The organism is Streptomyces sp. NPDC058985 (assembly GCF_042740985.1).
Lineage (GTDB): Bacteria > Actinomycetota > Actinomycetes > Streptomycetales > Streptomycetaceae > Streptomyces.
In genome coordinates, this window is record NZ_JBHYJX010000020.1 from 77,794 (window position 1) to 94,085 (window position 16,292).

16 protein-coding genes are annotated in these 16,292 nt (G+C 72.1%); 10 read left to right on the forward strand and 6 right to left on the reverse strand.

The window, feature by feature from the left end:
- Nucleotide 1: 1 nt before the first annotated feature.
- From ACFW01_RS19405 to ACFW01_RS19435, 7 genes are read left to right on the forward strand one after another with little or no spacing between them, the layout of a single operon-like run.
- Complete coding sequence (locus tag ACFW01_RS19405) at nt 2–1,027, forward strand: NAD-dependent epimerase/dehydratase family protein (RefSeq protein ID WP_384504924.1); 1,026 nt, start codon at nt 2–4, stop codon at nt 1,025–1,027.
- Nucleotides 1,024–2,322, forward strand: a complete 1,299-nt coding sequence (locus ACFW01_RS19410; protein WP_384504927.1) for a DUF4910 domain-containing protein — start codon at nt 1,024–1,026, stop codon at nt 2,320–2,322. The genes ACFW01_RS19405 and ACFW01_RS19410 overlap by 4 nt, the downstream gene beginning before the upstream one ends.
- The gene (locus tag ACFW01_RS19415) at nt 2,319–3,650 is read left to right on the forward strand and encodes a hypothetical protein (protein ID WP_384504930.1); all 1,332 of its coding nucleotides are present in this window, start codon (nt 2,319–2,321) and stop codon (nt 3,648–3,650) included. The genes ACFW01_RS19410 and ACFW01_RS19415 overlap by 4 nt, the downstream gene beginning before the upstream one ends.
- Nucleotides 3,647–4,594, forward strand: a complete 948-nt coding sequence (locus tag ACFW01_RS19420; RefSeq protein ID WP_234957727.1) for a glycosyltransferase family 2 protein — start codon at nt 3,647–3,649, stop codon at nt 4,592–4,594. Before ACFW01_RS19415 ends, ACFW01_RS19420 begins: the two co-directional genes overlap by 4 nt.
- Nucleotides 4,591–5,829: a polysaccharide pyruvyl transferase family protein gene (locus ACFW01_RS19425; RefSeq protein ID WP_384504934.1), complete on the forward strand. Its 1,239-nt coding sequence runs from the start codon at nt 4,591–4,593 to the stop codon at nt 5,827–5,829. The genes ACFW01_RS19420 and ACFW01_RS19425 overlap by 4 nt, the downstream gene beginning before the upstream one ends.
- Nucleotides 5,826–6,377 (forward strand): dTDP-4-dehydrorhamnose 3,5-epimerase, encoded by a 552-nt coding sequence (gene rfbC / locus ACFW01_RS19430; protein ID WP_234957729.1) that lies wholly within the window; start codon nt 5,826–5,828, stop codon nt 6,375–6,377. Before ACFW01_RS19425 ends, rfbC begins: the two co-directional genes overlap by 4 nt.
- A 7-nt stretch (nt 6,378–6,384) precedes the next feature.
- On the forward strand, nt 6,385–7,719 hold the full coding sequence (locus ACFW01_RS19435) for a glutamate-1-semialdehyde 2,1-aminomutase (protein WP_234957730.1): 1,335 nt from the start codon (nt 6,385–6,387) through the stop codon (nt 7,717–7,719).
- 7 nt (nt 7,720–7,726) lie between these two features.
- Here the strand turns inward: ACFW01_RS19435 and ACFW01_RS19440 are convergent, their stop codons facing one another.
- The 3 genes from ACFW01_RS19440 to ACFW01_RS19450 form a co-directional block, all read right to left on the reverse strand.
- Entirely contained in the window at nt 7,727–8,383 is a 657-nt protein-coding gene (locus ACFW01_RS19440; RefSeq protein WP_234957731.1) for a phosphatase PAP2 family protein, read from the reverse strand.
- A gap of 142 nt (nt 8,384–8,525) precedes the next feature.
- Nucleotides 8,526–9,662 (reverse strand): PQQ-dependent sugar dehydrogenase, encoded by a 1,137-nt coding sequence (locus ACFW01_RS19445; RefSeq protein WP_234957918.1) that lies wholly within the window; start codon nt 9,660–9,662, stop codon nt 8,526–8,528.
- A 198-nt stretch (nt 9,663–9,860) separates the two neighbouring features.
- Complete coding sequence (locus ACFW01_RS19450; RefSeq protein WP_384504939.1) at nt 9,861–10,718, reverse strand: aldo/keto reductase; 858 nt, start codon at nt 10,716–10,718, stop codon at nt 9,861–9,863.
- 149 nt (nt 10,719–10,867) lie between these two features.
- On the opposite strand from ACFW01_RS19450, the gene ACFW01_RS19455 reads away from it, so the two are divergent.
- Entirely contained in the window at nt 10,868–11,443 is a 576-nt protein-coding gene (locus ACFW01_RS19455) for a snapalysin family zinc-dependent metalloprotease (RefSeq protein ID WP_234957732.1), read from the forward strand.
- A 54-nt stretch (nt 11,444–11,497) separates the two neighbouring features.
- Here the strand turns inward: ACFW01_RS19455 and ACFW01_RS19460 are convergent, their stop codons facing one another.
- The 3 genes from ACFW01_RS19460 to ACFW01_RS19470 are packed head-to-tail and all read right to left on the reverse strand — an operon-like array spanning nt 11,498 to nt 14,321.
- Complete coding sequence (locus tag ACFW01_RS19460) at nt 11,498–12,508, reverse strand: ABC transporter substrate-binding protein (protein ID WP_384504943.1); 1,011 nt, start codon at nt 12,506–12,508, stop codon at nt 11,498–11,500.
- A 15-nt stretch (nt 12,509–12,523) separates the two neighbouring features.
- Nucleotides 12,524–13,297 (reverse strand): ABC transporter ATP-binding protein, encoded by a 774-nt coding sequence (locus ACFW01_RS19465; RefSeq protein ID WP_384504946.1) that lies wholly within the window; start codon nt 13,295–13,297, stop codon nt 12,524–12,526.
- Between the two features lies 1 nt (nt 13,298).
- On the reverse strand, nt 13,299–14,321 hold the full coding sequence (locus ACFW01_RS19470; RefSeq protein ID WP_384505000.1) for a FecCD family ABC transporter permease: 1,023 nt from the start codon (nt 14,319–14,321) through the stop codon (nt 13,299–13,301).
- A gap of 253 nt (nt 14,322–14,574) precedes the next feature.
- On the opposite strand from ACFW01_RS19470, the gene ACFW01_RS19475 reads away from it, so the two are divergent.
- The gene (locus tag ACFW01_RS19475; protein ID WP_384504949.1) at nt 14,575–15,294 is read left to right on the forward strand and encodes a GntR family transcriptional regulator; all 720 of its coding nucleotides are present in this window, start codon (nt 14,575–14,577) and stop codon (nt 15,292–15,294) included.
- The gene (locus tag ACFW01_RS19480) at nt 15,291–16,283 is read left to right on the forward strand and encodes an ADP-ribosylglycohydrolase family protein (protein WP_384504952.1); all 993 of its coding nucleotides are present in this window, start codon (nt 15,291–15,293) and stop codon (nt 16,281–16,283) included. Before ACFW01_RS19475 ends, ACFW01_RS19480 begins: the two co-directional genes overlap by 4 nt.
- Nucleotides 16,284–16,292 lie beyond the last annotated feature (9 nt).

Sequence of the window (16,292 nt, forward strand, 5' to 3'; positions counted from 1 at the left end):
CTTGCGCGTACTGCTGACCGGACACCAGGGCTATCTGGGCACCGTGATGGCGCCCGTCCTCACGGCCGCCGGGCACGAGGTCGTCGGTCTCGACGCCGGCCTGTTCGCCGACTGCCTGCTGGGCCCGTCGCCCGAGGACCCGCCCGGCCACCGGGTCGACCTGCGTGACGTCACGGCGGAGCACGTGAGCGGGGTGGACGCCGTGATCCACCTGGCCGCGCTCTCCAACGACCCGCTGGGCTCCCTGGCGCCGGAGCTGACGTACGACATCAACCACCACGCGTCCGTGCGGCTGGCCCGGCTGGCCCGCGACGCCGGGGTGCGGCGCTTCCTTTACGCGTCGACCTGCTCGGTCTACGGCGCCGCGGGCGGCGGCGACCTGGTGGCCGAGGACGCCCCGCTGCGCCCGGTGACGCCGTACGCGGAGTCCAAGGTGCGGGTGGAGGACGACCTGCACGCACTCTCGGACGGCGACTTCAGCCCGGTGTACATGCGCAACGCCACCGCTTTCGGCCACTCCCCCCGGCTGCGCGCCGACATCGTGCTGAACAACCTGGTGGGCCACGCGCTCCTGTCCGGCGAGGTGCTGGTGCTCTCGGACGGCACCCCCTGGCGTCCGCTGGTGCACGCCGTGGACATCGCCCGGGCCTTCACGGCCGCGCTGACCGCGCCCCGGGAGGCGGTGCACGACCGGGCGTTCAACATCGGCAGCGAGGTCAACAACGTCACGGTCGCCGAGATCGCCGAGCAGGTCGCGGCGGCGGTGCCGGACTCACGCGTGGTGATCACCGGGGAGACCGGTGCCGATCCGCGGTCGTACCGGGTGGACTTCTCCCGGTTCCGCGCCGCGGTGCCCGGCTTCGACTGCGAGTGGACGGTGAAGCAGGGCGCGCTCGAACTCGCCGACGCCTACCGGAAACACGGGCTGACCCGGCAGGACTTCGAGCGCCGCTTCACCCGGCTGGCCGTGCTGCGTGCGGCCTCCGAGGCCGGCTCCGTGGACGACACCCTGCGGTGGCGCGGATGACGACGGCCGGCGCCCAGCCCGAGGCGGCGGTCGGTGATCGGATGCACGCGCTGGTGGAGCGGATGTATCCGCTGTGCCGGAGCATCACGGGCGACGGGGTTCGGGCCACCCTGGAGATCGTGGACGAGTACCTTCCGCTGCGGGTGCACGAGGTGCCGACCGGGACGCAGGTGCTCGACTGGACGGTGCCGCAGGAGTGGAACATCCGCGACGCGTACATCGCCGACGCGCACGGCAACCGGGTCGTCGATTTCGCCGCGTCCAGCCTGCACGTGCTCGGCTACAGCGTCCCGGTGTCGACGACGATGCCCCTCGCCGAACTCCGCGCACATCTGCACACCCTGCCGGACCACCCCGCCTGGGTGCCGTACCGCACCAGCTACTACCAGCCCGACTGGGGTTTCTGCCTGGCCCAGGACACCCTGGACGCGCTGCCGGACGGCGACTACGAGGTCCGGATCGACTCCACCCTCGCGGACGGCCACCTCACCTACGCCGAGCACGTGGTCCCCGGGCAGGTCCCCGACGAGGTGATCGTCTCCTGCCACGTCTGCCACCCGTCGCTGGCCAACGACAACCTGGCCGGCATCGCGGTGGCGACGTTCCTGGCCCGGGAGCTGGCGGAACGGACTCCGTACTACACGTACCGGTTCCTGTTCGCGCCCGGCACCATCGGGGCGATCACCTGGCTGGCCCGCAACGCGGAGCGTGTGGAACGGGTCAAGCACGGCCTGGTGCTGGCCTGCGCGGGCGACCGGGGCCGGCTGACCTACAAGCGGAGCAGGCGCGGTGACGCGGGCATCGACCGGGTGATGCGGCATGTGCTGGAGACCTCCGAACGCCCGCACCACATCGCCGAGTTCACCCCGTACGGCTACGACGAGCGCCAGTTCTGCTCGCCCGGCTTCGACCTCGGCGTGGGCTCGCTCACCCGCACCCCGTACGCCGGCTACCCCGAGTACCACACCTCGGCGGACAACCTGGACTTCGTCTCCCCCCGGGCGATGGAGGACACGCTCGCCGTCTGCCGTGAGGCGTTCGCCGTGCTGGACCGCGACCGGCGGTACGTCAACCTCAGCCCCTACGGCGAACCTCAGCTGGGGCGGCGCGGGTTGTACGACTCGCTCGGCGGCCGCAGCGACGCCAAGCAGGCCCAGATGGCCATGCTCTGGGTGCTCAGCCTCTCCGACGGCGAGCACGGTCTGCTGGACATCGCCGAGCGGGCCGGGCTCCCGTTCGACACCGTCGCCGACGCGGCCGACGCCCTGCACGGCGCAGGGCTGCTCAAGGCATGACGCCCATGGCCACGGGAGGGAAGAAGACGACGACGGCCTCGGCTGACGGGGCCGGACCCGCGCGGCCCAGTGGCACGCGGGCCATGGCGGGCATGGCCGGCCGGCTGTCCTGGGGACTGGCCGACCAGGCGGCCTCCAGCATCTCCAACTTCGCGGTGGGGATCTACGTGGCCCGCTCGCTGGGGCTGACCGCGTTCGGCGTGTTCAGCCTGGCCTGGGTGACGTACGGCGTGGTGCTCAGCGTCTCGCGCGGGCTGGCCACCGACCCGCTCGTGGTGCGCTTCAGCGGCGTGCCGGAGGCGTCCTGGCGCGGGGCGGTGGCCCGGTCGTCGGGCACCGCCCTCGGCGTCGGCACCGCCGTCGGCGCGGTGTGCCTGGTGGTCGGCCTGGGCATGGGCGGCCGGGTGGGGCCCGCGTTCGCCGGCCTCGGCCTCATGCTGCCCGGGCTGCTGCTCCAGGACGCCTGGCGGTACTCGTTCTTCGCCGCGGGCCAGGGGCGCAAGGCGTTCGTGAACGACGTCGTCTGGGGTGTCGCCCTCGTCCCCGCCATGGTGGTGGCCGCCCGGGTGGGCAGCGTGACCGCTTTCGTGGTCGCGTGGGGCACGTCCGCCGCGGTGGCCGCCGTGTACGGCTGCTTCCAGTCCGGCATCCGGCCCAGGTTGACCGGGGCACGCGACTGGCTGCGCGACCACCGCGACCTCGGCTACCGGTACCTGGTCGAGAACGTCGGCGTCAGCGGCTCCAGCCAGCTGCGGGCGTACGGGCTCGGCGTGATCGTCGGGGTCGGCGCGGTGGGTGTGATCCGGGGTGCCGAACTGCTGCTCGGCCCCTTCCTCGCGGTACTGATGGGGCTGTCGCTGGTCACCGTGGCGGAGGCGGCCCGGGTACTGCGCCAGGCCCCGCGGCGGCTGGGCAGGTTCTGCCTCCTCCTGGGCGGCGGGCAGGCCGTCGGCGCCCTGCTCTGGGGCGCGGCGCTGCTGTTGGTCCCGGACCGGCTCGGCGAGCTGGTACTCGGCGATGTCTGGGACGCCGCCTCGGCCATCGTCGTGCCGGTCACGCTCGGTGTCGCGGGCGCCGGCCTCGGCACCGGCGCGGCGGCCGGGCTGCGCGCGCTCGCCGCGGCCCGGCGCAGCCTGCGCTGCCAGCTGTTCGCCTCCGTCTGCTACGTCGGCGGAGGGCTCGGTGGTGCCTTCGCGGCCGGCACGGTCGGTTCCGCCTGGGGCGTCGCCACCGCCGCCGCCTGCGGCTCGGCCGTCTGGTGGCTGCAACTGCGGGCCGCCCTGCGCGAGCGCCACCACCATTCCATTCGTGAAGTGAGGACGTCATGACCGCCCATCCCCGGCTGAGCATCGGCCTGCCCGTGTACAACGGCGAGGAGTACCTGTCCGAGGCGTTCGACGCCCTGCTCGGCCAGACCTACGAGGACTTCGAGCTGGTCGTCTCCGACAACGCCTCGACCGACGGCACCCGGGACATCTGCCGCCGGTACGCCGCGCGGGACTCACGCATCCGGTACCTCAGGCTGCCCAGGAACATCGGCGCGGCGCCCAACCACAACTATGTGTTCACCGAGTGCCGGGGCGAGCTGTTCAAGTGGGCCTCGCACGACGACCTGTACGCCCGGGACCTGCTGCGGCGCTGCGTGCAGGCGCTGGACGAGCGGCCGGAGGTGATCCTCGCGCACAGCGGGCAGGCGGTCGTCGACGGCGACGGCGAGGTGAAGGTCCCCTACGAGTACGGGCTCGCGACCGACTCGCCGCACGCGCCGGAGCGCTTCCGCAGTCTGCTGTTCGAGCCGGGCGGCGACGACTTCTACGGGGTGATGCGGGCCGACGTGCTGCGCCGGGTGAAGCCGCACGACAGCTACCACCACGCGGACCGCACGTTCGTCGCCGAGATCACCCTGCACGGTCCCTTCCACCAGGTGCCGGAGCTGCTGTACTTCCGCCGCGATCACCCCACTCGCGCCGAGCGGGCGAACCCGGGCAAGCGCGCCCGGTGCGTCAACCTGGACCCGCGCCGGGCGGGCCCGCTGCACCCGACGCCCCGGCTGCTCGCCGAGTACGTCTGGGGCTTCGTCGCGGCGATCCGGCGGGCGCCGTTGTCGGCCGCGGACCGGCGCGCGTGCTACCGCCACCTCGCGGCGTGGATGACCAGCCGGGCCAGGCCCGGCGCCGGTGAGCGGGTCGAGGACCGCGCACCCGTCGACCCGGGGCGGCTGGCCGTCTCCGTGGACGCGCTAGTCGCCGGCCGGGAGAGGAGGCAGGCATGACCGCTCCGCACGAAACGCCGGTGCGTGTCGGGCTGTTCGGGCTGCTCGGCTCCGGCAACGTCGGCAACGACGGATCGCTCGAGGCCGTGCTCGGGTACCTCCGCGCCGAGCATCCGGCGGCCGTCGTGGACGCGCTGTGCGGTGGACCCGAGCACGTGGAGAGCCGCTACGGGATCCCGGCGACGCGGCTGAACTGGTACAGCGGCGAGTACCGGACCGCGTCGCGGGCGGGCGCGATCGCGGCCAAGGGGCTCGGCAAACTCGTCGACGCCGTCCGCACCGCCCGGTGGGTGCGCCGGCACGACGTGGTGATCGTGCCGGGCACGGGTGTCCTGGAGGCCACGCTGCCGTTGCGGCCGTGGGGGTTCCCGTACTCGCTGTTCCTGCTCTGCGCGACCGGGCGGCTGCTCGGCACCCGGGTCGCCCTGGTCAGTGTGGGCGCCGCGACGATCGCCCGGCGGCCGACCCGGGTGCTGACGCGCTGGTCGGCGCGGCTGGCGACGTACCGGTCGTTCCGGGACGGCATGTCCCGTGACGCGATGCGGGTGATGGGCGTGGACACCGCGCGCGACGAGGTCTACGAGGACCTCGCGTTCGCCCTGCCGACACCGGCGACGAGCGCGGCACCGGCTCCGCCGGGCACGGTCTGCGTCGGTGTCATGGCCTTCTACGGCGGCAACGACGACCGCGCCAGGGCCGACGCGATCCACCGGCGCTACCTCGACGGGACGACCCGGTTCGTCCGCGCGCTCGTCGCGGAGGGCAGACCGGTCCGGCTGCTCACCGGCGACGGGCTCGACCGGCCGGTGGCCGACGGGATCGTCGACGCGGTGGACTCGCCGCTGGTCACCGTCGCCGAGACGGCCTCGCTCGCCGACCTGATGAAGGAGACGGCGGCCGCCGACACCGTGGTGGCGACCCGCTACCACAACCTGGTCTGCGCGCTGAAGGCCGGCACGCCGACGCTCGCGCTCAGCTACTCGGCCAAGAGCGACGCCCTGATGGCCCGCATGGGGCTGGCCCCGTACTGTCAGCCGGCCCGCGAGGTCGACGCCGAGCGTCTGCTGGAACTGTTCCGGGAGGTGGAGAAGCGTTCGACGGAGCTGCGGCTGACCCTCGCCGAGCGGAACGCGGCCGCCGTCCGGCGGTTGGAGCAGCAGTTCGCCGTCCTGACCGCGACCCTGTTCCCCCCGGCCGGCAACGCCGACGCCCCCGCCCGACAGGAGACCTCATGAAGGCGACCGCGGTCCCGGAGATCACCGGCGCGTACCTCTTCGAGCCCGTGCCGTACGCCGACGAACGCGGCTTCTTCTGCCGCACCTTCGACGCCGACGTGGTCCGCTCGGTGGGCCTCGACCCAGGCGCCTTCGTCCAGGACAGCGTGTCCCGTTCGGTCCGGGGCGTGCTGCGCGGACTGCACCTGCGCGCGGGGGCCGGAGAGGCCAAGCTGGTGCGGTGCTCGCACGGGCGGATCTTCGACGTCGTGGTCGACCTGCGACCCGGCTCCCCGACCTACCGCAACGTGGCCACCTTCGAACTGTCCGGCGAGACGCAAGTGACCCTGTACATCCCGGCGGGGTGCGCGCACGGCTTCCAGGCATTGACGGAGACCGCCGACACGTCCTACCGGATCGACCGCCCGCACGATCCGGCCGAGGACGTCACCATCGCCTTCGACGACCCCCAACTCGCCGTTCCCTGGCCGCTGCCGCCCAGGTCGATGTCCCGGCGGGACCGGGAGGCGCCGAGCCTCGCCGAGGTCCTGAAGCAGAGAGAGGGCTGACGTACGCGTGGACACCCAAGAGTCCGAAGGTTTCCTCCTGCCCCGGTCGCGGCAGGCCAACGAGCGGCTGCACGCCGCGATTCCCGGGGGCGCGCACACCTACGCCAAGGGCGACGACCAGTACCCCGACGACCTGGCCCCGGTCATCAGCCACGGCCACGGTGCCCATGTGTGGGACGTCGACGGCAACCGCTACGTCGAGTACGGCTCCGGCCTGCGGTCGGTGAGCCTCGGGCACGCGCACCCGCGTGTGGTCGAGGCGGTACGACGCGAAGTCGGCCGCGGAAGCAACTTCGTCCGGCCGTCCGTCGTGGAGGCCGAGGCGGCGGAACGCTTCCTCGCCACCGTGCCGACCGCGGAGATGGTGAAGTTCGCGAAGAACGGCTCCGACGTCACCACCGCAGCGGTACGTCTCGCCCGCGCCGTCACCGGGCGCGCACGGGTCGCCATCTGCGGCGACCATCCCTTCTACTCCGTCGACGACTGGTTCATCGGCACCACGCCCATGTCCGCCGGTGTTCCGGCGGCGACCACCGACCTCACCGTGGCGTTCCCGTACGGCGACCTGGCCGCCACCGAGGAACTGCTCACCCGGTACCGGGACGAGATCGCCTGCCTGATCCTCGAACCGGCCACCCACACCGAGCCGCCGCCCGGGTATCTCGCCGGTCTGCGCGAACTGGCCGACCGGCACGGCTGCGTGCTGGTCTTCGACGAGATGATCACCGGCTTCCGCTGGTCCGAGGCGGGCGCCCAGGGCCTGTACGGCGTCGTCCCCGACCTCTCCACCTTCGGCAAGGCGCTGGGCAACGGATGCGCCGTCTCCGCCCTGGCCGGGCGCCGCGACCTGATGGAGTGGGGCGGGCTGCGTCACTCCGGCGACCGGGTGTTCCTGCTGTCCACCACGCACGGGGCCGAAACGCACTCGCTGGCGGCCGCGATGGCGGTGCAGAGCACCTACGTCGAGGAGGGCGTCACCGCGCGTCTGCACGCGCTCGGCGAGCGGCTCGCCGCCGGTGTCCGCGACGTCGCGGCCGGCATGGGCGTGGCCGACCACGTCGTCGTCCGGGGCCGGGCGAGCAACCTGGTCTTCGCCACCCTCGACGAGAACCGCCGGCCGTCGCAGCCGTACCGCACGCTGTTCCTGCGCCGGCTCCTGGCGGGCGGGGTGCTGGCCCCGTCGTTCGTGGTGAGCGACGCGCTCAGTGACGCCGACATCGATCACACCGTCGACGTGGTGGCGCAGGCGTGTGCGGTGTACCGGAAGGCGCTGGACGCGGGTGACCCCACGCCGTGGACGGGGGGACGGCCGGTGAAACCGGTGTTCCGGCGTTCCGTGTGACCCGGCGTCAGCGGCGTTCCGGCTGAGGGGCGTCGGACATCCGGCCGGCCTGCCTGGCGGCGGTCCGGTCGACCAGCCACGCGGTGGCCGGTGTCACCGCCAGCGCGGTGCACCAGCCGCCGAGCGCATCCGTCGGGTAGTGCGCGCCCAGGGCAATCTGCGCCCAGCCCATCGCGGCGCCGGCCGCCGTGGCCGTGGCGAGCACCAGCGACGCGCGGGCCGCGCCGCCGAGCCGGAGCCGGCCGGTCACGAGCAGCGCCACCGTGAGGGCGAACGCGGTGAGGAAGGCGGTGTGCCCGCTCGGGTAGGAGAGGTGACCGTCGTGGATGGTGCGTCCCACCAGAGGCTTGAGAAGCTTCGTCGCCACCACGGTCAGGCCGGGCCCGGCCACGACGAGCACCGCCGCTCGAGGCCACCGCACCACCAGGGCACCCGCCGCCGCGGCCACCACCAGCATCGCCGCTCCCCCGGGCTCGCCCAGGAAGTCCGTGGCCAGGGCGACGTGCCGCCACGACGACCCGGCACCGTCCACCGCCGCCCCGACCCGCGTGTCCACCACGCCGGGCCCGCTGCCGCCGGCGTAGAGGATGCCGAGCGCGACGACCGCCAGTGCGGCGAGGGCCGCGATCGCCCCCCACCACACGCGCGGCCCCGTGGGAAGCACCGCGCGCTCCCGCGCACCGGTCACAGGCGCGCCCACTCAACGGGGGCGTCGGACGACGCGGTCGGGCCGCACGATGAGGGTCACTCTTCTACCCTAACCCTTGAGAAGTGCGGCCCTTCCGGGGCTCCGTCGTTCCCTCACGTCACGCCGGGTCGACTCGCCAGACCGTGCCGCCGATGGCCAGGGCGTACAGCTCTCCGTCGGTGTCCTGGGCGAAGGAGACGACCTCTCCGCCGTTCACACCGAGGTCGTGCTCGGCGGTCACCTTGCCGTTCTCGATCTCCAGAGAGCGCAGGGTGCCGTCGCAGTAGTCGCTGTAGACGTACTGGCCCTGGAGGTCCGCGACGGCCTGGCCGCGGTAGACGTAGCCGCCGGTGACCGAGCAGCCGAGGCCGTTGCGGTCGTACTCGTGGATCGGCGGGACGTGGTTCGCGGGCTCGGTGCCGCCGCGGAAGGGATGGGTGCCTTCCATCTGCGCCCAGCCGTAGTTCTCGCCGCCCTTGCTGTCCGCGGGCGCCCAGTCGATCTCCTCCCACGCGCTCTGGCCCACATCGGCGATCAGCAGGTCGCCGGAGCCGGCGTCGAAGGAGAACCGCCACGGGTTGCGCAGCCCGTACGACCAGATCTCGCTCCTGGCGTTCGGGTCGCCGACGAACGGGTTGTCCTGCGGGACGGCGTACGGGGTGCCGCCCCGCGGGTCGATCCGGAGCAGCTTGCCGAGCAGGGTGTCGAGCTTCTGCCCGTTGCCGTCGGGGTCGCCGCCGCCTCCGCCGTCACCGAACGCGATGTAGAGGTATCCGTCGGGACCGAACGTGATGTCGCCGCCGTTGTGGTTCGACTCGGGCTGCTCCTGGGTCAGGACGGTGCGCCGGGTGTCCTCCTGGATCGTCCCGTCCTGGACGGCGAACTCGTCGATGTGGCTGGTGCCCTGGAGGTCGGTGTAGGAGATGTAGAAGTGCGCGAAGTCCTTGTCGAACGTCATGCCGAGCAGGCCGCGTTCGCCGTCGGTGGTGGTCTCGTCGGAGATGTCGAGGACGGGTTCGCCGAGTCCGGCGTCGTTCAGGACCCGGACCGTTCCCGCGCGTTCGGCGATCCAGACCGTGTCGCCTGGTCCCGCGGTACCGGCGGTCGGGTTCGTGGCCTGGGCCACCTCCGTCAGCGCGACCTGGGCCGCGCTCGCGTCGGTGGCGGGCTCGTCGGCGTACGCCGTGGCCAAGGCCAGGGATCCGACGAGACCGAGCGTGCCGATGATCGCCGACAATCTGGTGCGAACTTTCACCATGGCCTCCCGGAGGCGGTGAGTGGGGGGAGTTCACCCGGCTGCTCGGGTCGCGGTCGTGGGGCGTCGTCCGAGCCGGCTCGCAACCCGGGTGGGGGGAGGTCGTGCCGCCGGCCACCGCCGACCATACGACCCCAGAGCGCTCAGGCCTAGACCAATGCACGCCACATCTGTCACTCGGTTTCCAAACCGATGGCGTTACCTGGTCGTTCCCCGGCTGCCGGCGTCTCCGAGGCGGTCGAGGCGATCGCGATGGGCCGGGGACAGGTGGAGGTTCTCGGCGGCGAGGTTCTCCTCCAGGTGGTCGATCCGGGCGGTGCCCGGGATCGGGAGGACGACCGGCGAGTGGCCGAGGAGCCAAGCCAGGGCAAGCTGTGTGGGGGTGGCATCGATTTCGGCGGCCACGGCGGCGACCTCGGCCCGCTGTCCTGACTCTCCCCAGGCGACAGGGCGCCAGGGCAGGAACGCGATCCCCGCTGCCTCGCAGGCAGCCAGCACCGGCTCGTGCTCGCGATCGAGCAGGTTGTAGCGGTTCTGCACGCTCGCGACATCGACGATCCGCCGCGCCTGGTCGAGTTCGCCGACGGTGACCTCGGACAGTCCGATCCGGCCGATCTTCCCCTCGTCCCGCAGCTCCCGGAGCGTGCCGACCTGGTCGGCGAGCGGGGTCTCGGGGTCGATCCGGTGGAGCTGGAGCAGCTCGATCCGCTCGACGCGCAGTCGGCGCAGAGCCTGCTCGACCTGGTCGCGCAGAACTGCCGGCCGGCCGTCGAGCCTCCACTCGCCGTCGGAGCCGGACCGGGCGACGCCGACCTTGGTGGTGATCAGCAGCTCATCGGGACAGGGGTGGAGGGCCTCGGCCAGGAGTTCCTCGTTGGCTCCGCCGCCGTACATGTACGCAGTGTCGATCAGGGTGACGCCCAGCTCGACGGCCCGCCGGGTGACCGCGAGAGAGTTCTCGCGGGCCGGGCCCGGGTCCGTCGGCAGGTGCATGGCCCCGAATCCGAGCCGCCGTACGCGCAGATCCCCGCCGATCAGAAACTCAGTCGAAGTCACGTGCCGCCTACTCCCCCTCGCTCAAGACGCCACGTTGTCAGCGCAGTTGTTCGACGCCGGACGGAATAGCGGATTGACCGCCGGGGCGAGCGGGCAGGGACGCAGGTGATGTCATGAGCACGACTCCTACCCCCACAAGGAGGTCGAACATGCACGTCCGCACACTGACCGGCGGTATCGCCGCAGCCCTGCTGATGTCCATGCCCCTGCTGAGCGGCCAGGCCGTGGCCGCCGACTCCCCGAGCGGCACCGCGCGCTCCCTGGCCGCGGCCACGGTGCTCACCTACGACGCGAGCGGTTCCGCGGAGTTCCGGTCGGCCGTCGACCGGGGCGCGGCGATATGGAACGAGAGTGTCGAGGGCGTGGAGATGCGCCCGGCGGCGTCCGGGCAGCGGGCCAACATCCGCATCCTGGCCGACAACGGCTGGCCGCGTGCCTACACCACCTCGCTGGGCAACGGCACGGTCTACATCGGGCGCCAGGCGGTGAACCAGGGCTACAACACGGTGCGCATCTCGTCCCACGAACTCGGCCACATCCTGGGGCTGCCGGACCGCAAACCCGGACCGTGCTCCAGCCTGATGTCCGGCTCCACGGCGGGCGTCGCCTGCACGAACCCGTATCCGAACGCGGCGGAGAAGTCCGAGGTCGAGGGCAATTTCGGTACCGCGGCCGCCTCGCCGTCCGAGGCTGCGGCGCGGATGCCCGTGCTGGTGCGCGACTGACCGGGGCGCGACTGCCGTACGGCACCTCACTGGTGCCGTACGGCAGTCGCACCATCAGCCCTCGAGCCCGCGCAGGTACGCGCCGAACTTCTCCAGACCGTCTATGTTGCGGGGCCCGCTGATGCCCTCGTTGTAGTCGAGGACGAAGAAGTTGTTCTTCTTCACGGCGGGAAGTCCCTTGGTGTGGGGGGACTTCTTCAGGAAGTCGATCTTCTTCTTGGCGGGCAGGTCGCCGTAGTCGAGGATGACGACGACCTCCGGCTCCGCTTCGGCGACCGACTCCCAGTTGACCTGGGTCCAGCGCTCGTCGAGTCCGTCGAAGACGTTCTTGCCGCCGGCGGACTTGATGATGTCGTTGGGCGGGACCTGATTGCCCGCGGTGAACGGCTGGTCGGTCCCGGAGTCGTAGAGGAAGACCGGAACCGGGTCACCCGCCGGGGCCTTGGTCTCGACGGCCTCGACGCGCTCCTTGAGACCGTCGACCACCGTCTTGGCCTTCTCCTCGACCCGGAAGATCCTGCCCAGCCGTTCGAAGTCGGTGTAGAGGGCTTCGAAGGGGGTGACCTTCTCCGGATGCCCGGGATAGTTGAAGCAGCTCTCGGTGTGCATGAAGCTCTGGATGCCGAGCTTGTCCAGGATGGCCGGTGTGATGCCCCGCTCGTCCTTGAATCCGGAGTTCCAGCCCGCGACGACGAAGTCGGACTTGGCCTCGACGACGACCTCCTTGTTGAGCAGGTCGTCGCTGAGCATCTTCACCTTGGCGTACTCGGACGCATACGGGGACTCGCTCACCGGTGGGTTGGCCGGCGGCATCACGTAGCCGTGCACGTGATCGGTCAGGCCCAGGGCGAACAGCTTGTCCGCGCTGCCGGCTTCGTAGGCGACGGCCCGCTCGGGGACCTTGTACCGCACCGGCTCACCACAGCGCTTGACGGTGACCTCGGCGGACGTCTTGGCGTCCGGTTCGACCTCGGCGCCGCAGCCGCTGAGCACCAGCGCCGCCGCCAGGGCGGATCCGAGGGCCGCACGCTGCCGTGCCGGGACGGGGAAGGGGGTTCTACGCATGTCGTGAGGCGCCTTTCACCGGGATGAGCCGAGCGAGTAGAGGAGTTGGGGACCGCCCGTGAGCGGGTGCGGGACGACGCTGGCCGTCACGCCGAAGACGTCGCCGACCAGTTCGGTCGTGAGGACGTCCGCGGGCGTGCCCGAGGCGACGAGGCGGCCCCGCGCCAGCACGCCGAGGCGGTCGCAGGCCGCCGCGGCCAGGTTGAGGTCGTGCAGGACGACCAGGACGGTGAGGCCGGACCCGCGCAGCAGCGAGAGCAGCTCGACCTGGTGGCGGACGTCGAGGTGGTTGGTCGGTTCGTCCAGGATCAGGATGCTCGGTTCCTGGACGAGGGCGCGGGCCAGCAGGACGCGCTGGCGCTCGCCGCCCGACAGGGTCAGGACTCCGCGCTGTGCGAGGTGACCGATGTCGAGCTGGTGCATCGCGTGCTCGCACAGTTCGCGTTCCCGGCCGCTGAGCGCCTGGTTCCCCTGGAGATGGGGCGCGCGGCCGAGTGCGACGACCTCCTCGACCGTGAAGTCGAAGTCGACGGCGCCGTCCTGGGTCATCGCCGCGATGGCTCGCGCGCTCTGCCGGAGCGACAGCCCTGCCAGGTCCCGATCGCCCACCCAGATGGTTCCGGAGCTGGGTCGCAGGGCCCGGTACACGCACCGCAGCGCGGTGGACTTGCCACTGCCGTTCGGGCCGACAAGACCCACGACCTGCCCGTCCGGCACGTCCAGGGACAGGCCGCGCACGAGGCTCTTGCCGTCGGTCACGACGGAGAGTCCGTCGAGCCTCAGTTCCATGTCAACGCCCCCCGAACGTATAGCCCTTGCGGCGCATCAGGGCGATGAAGACGGGCACGCCCACGAGTGCGGTGATGACGCCGAGCGGCAGCTCCCGGGGGGCCACCACGGTCCTGGCCGCCAGGTCGACCCACACCATGAAGATCGCTCCGGCCAGCGGTGCCACGGCGAGGACACGGGCGTGGGTGGCGCCGACGAGCATGCGCACCACGTGCGGCATGACGAGTCCGATGAAGGCGATGGCACCGCTGACGGCGACCATGACGCCGGTGACGAGGGAGACGAGTACCAGCAGCCCCTTGCGGTGCCGGTCGGGGCCGACGCCCAGGCTCGCCGCGGTCTCGTCGCCGAGGGCGAGGACGTCCATCACCCGCCCGTACCGGTGCAGGACCAGGATCCCGGCCGTGACCACCACCGCCACGACGGGCAGCGAGCCCCAGGTCGCGGCGCCGAAGCTGCCCATGGTCCAGTACAGGACCATGCTCGTCGCCTCGCTGTCCGGCGCGAAGTAGACGATCAGGCTCATCACGGCCTGGAAACCGAGCGACATGGCCACGCCGGTCAGGACGAGTCGCAGCGGGGAGAGCGCACCCCGGCTGGCGGACGCGGCGTACACCAGCAGCGAGGCGGCGAGCGCGCCGACGAAGGCTCCGGCGGAGACGGCGTAGATGCCGAGGGCCGCGAGCCCGCCCGTGACCGTGACGGCGACGGCGCCGACGGAGGCGCCCGACGAGACCCCGAGGACGAAGGGGTCGGCCAACGCGTTGCGCACCATGGCCTGGATCGCCACGCCGACCGCGCTGAGCCCGGCCCCGACCAGGGCCGCCAGCAGGACGCGTGGGGTGCGGATCTGCCAGATGATCTGGTACGTCGTCACCTCGCCCTGGCCGATGACCCCGCCGCTGAGCGCCGCCCACAGGTGACGGGCGGTCTCCCCCGGGGTGATGACCGCGGGTCCCAGGCCGATGGCCACGACGACCGAGGCGAGCAGGAGGGCGGTCAACGCGCCGCAGGCCAGCAGCAGTCCCGTGCGGGAGGCGAGTCGGCCGCCGCCTCCCGCGGCGGGTGCGGGCGCCTCGGCCGCGGCGAACGCGTCGGCGCGCGCCGTCGGTATGGATGTCGGGGGCGGAGGCACGTGGCCTACCTTCGCTTTCTTTGGATAATGGGAACCATGTTCAGGTGGGGAATCTAGCACGTCGGCCCCGCGTGATCGCGCGGTTCGGGAAATCCTCGGCCGGCTATGGACCTGACCAGACTTGTTCATTTACGGTTTGGACATGCCTGGACAGGTACACAAACACCATCGCATCGTCCGTGTCCTCTCCGACGAGATCAGGGCCGGAGTCCACGCCGACGGCAGCAGGCTCCCCGGGGAGCACGCGCTCACCCAGCGCTTCGGGGTCAGTCGCACCACTCTGCGGCAGGCGCTGCAAGCCCTCGGAGAGGAAGGGCTCATCGCCACCCATGCCGGGATCGGCTCCTTCGTCACCTTCGAGGGGACACCGATCGACCACCGGCTCGGCTGGACCAAGGCCCTCGCCGAGCAGGGCACGGAGCTCACGTCGGAGACCCTGCGCTTCGAGGAGGTGAGCGACCACGGGCTGGCCGCCGAACTCGGAATGGAGTCCAGTATGTTCGTAGCACTGGACCGGGTGAGGCGACTCGCCGACGGACGGGGCGTGTCGCTGGAGCGCAGCAGGGTCCCTGCCACGGGAGACCTGGCCGGGCTGCCCGAACGCGGCCTCGTCGACGGCTCGCTGAGCCGGGCGCTGATCGCCGCGGGCCGGGTCACCGTCTCCGGCGAGGGTGTGGTGTCGGTGCGCGGGCTCGACGCGGCGGACGCCGCTGTGCTGCACCGCTCGCCCGGCGAGTCCTTCCTGCGGCTCGCCCAGGTGTACCGAGCGGGCGACGGCTCGGTCGTCGAGCAGGTCACCAGCCTGCTGGATCCCGCCAAGTTCGAACTGCACGTGCGCTCGGGCCAGGGAGGCCGGCCGTGACCGACCGGCTCGACCGCGCCCTCGGCGCCTACTACGGGCTCGCCCTCGGCGACGCTCTCGGCATGCCCACACAGGTGATGTCCCGGGAGGACGTCGTCCGGGTCTACGGCAGGCTCACCGGCTTCCGACCCGCGCTCCCCGACAACCCGGTGAGCGCCGGCATGCCCGCCGGCTCCGTCACCGACGACACCGACCAGGCCGTCATCGTCGGCCGACTCATCGCCGAGGGACACGGCCGGATCGATCCCCTGCGCCTCGCCCACGACCTGCTCGACTGGGAGAAGGAGATGAAAGCCAAGGGCTCCTTCGACCTCCTCGGCCCCTCCACCAAGGCCGCCCTGGACGCGGTGGCAGGTGGTGTTCCGGTCCGGGAGGCGGGCAGGAACGGCACGACGAACGGCGCGGCCATGCGTGTCACCCCGGTCGGCATCGCCTGCGACGTCCAGCCGCTGGACGTCTTCCTGGACCATGTCGTGGAGTCCTGCCAGGTCACCCATGACACGGGGCTCGGGATCGCGGGCGCGGCCGCCGTCGCCGCCGCCGTCAGCACGGGTGTCGGCGGCGGCTCGCTGGACGACGCCGTCGCCGCCGCGGTGGCCGCGGCCCGGGCCGGTGCGCGGCGCGGCCACTGGGTCGCCGGGGCCGACATCGCCGCCCGGATCACCTGGGCACGGGACCTCGTACGGCATCTCCCGGAGGCCGAGGCGCTGGACCGGATCGTCGCGCTCGTCGGCACCAGCGTCGCCAGCCAGGAGTCGGTGCCCGCCGCGTTCGCGGTCCTGGCGGTGGCCGACGGAGACCCGTGGCAGGCCGCCCTGCTCGCCGCCAACCTCGGCGGTGACAGTGACACCATCGGCGCGATCGCGGGTGCCGTCGCCGGGTCCGTCGCCGGGCTCTCCGGGCTGCCCGCCGAGGCCGTGGACACGCTGCGGTCCGTCAACTCCCTGGAACTCGAACCCCTGACCACACGGCTGCTCGCACTCCGCTGAGCCGCCGAG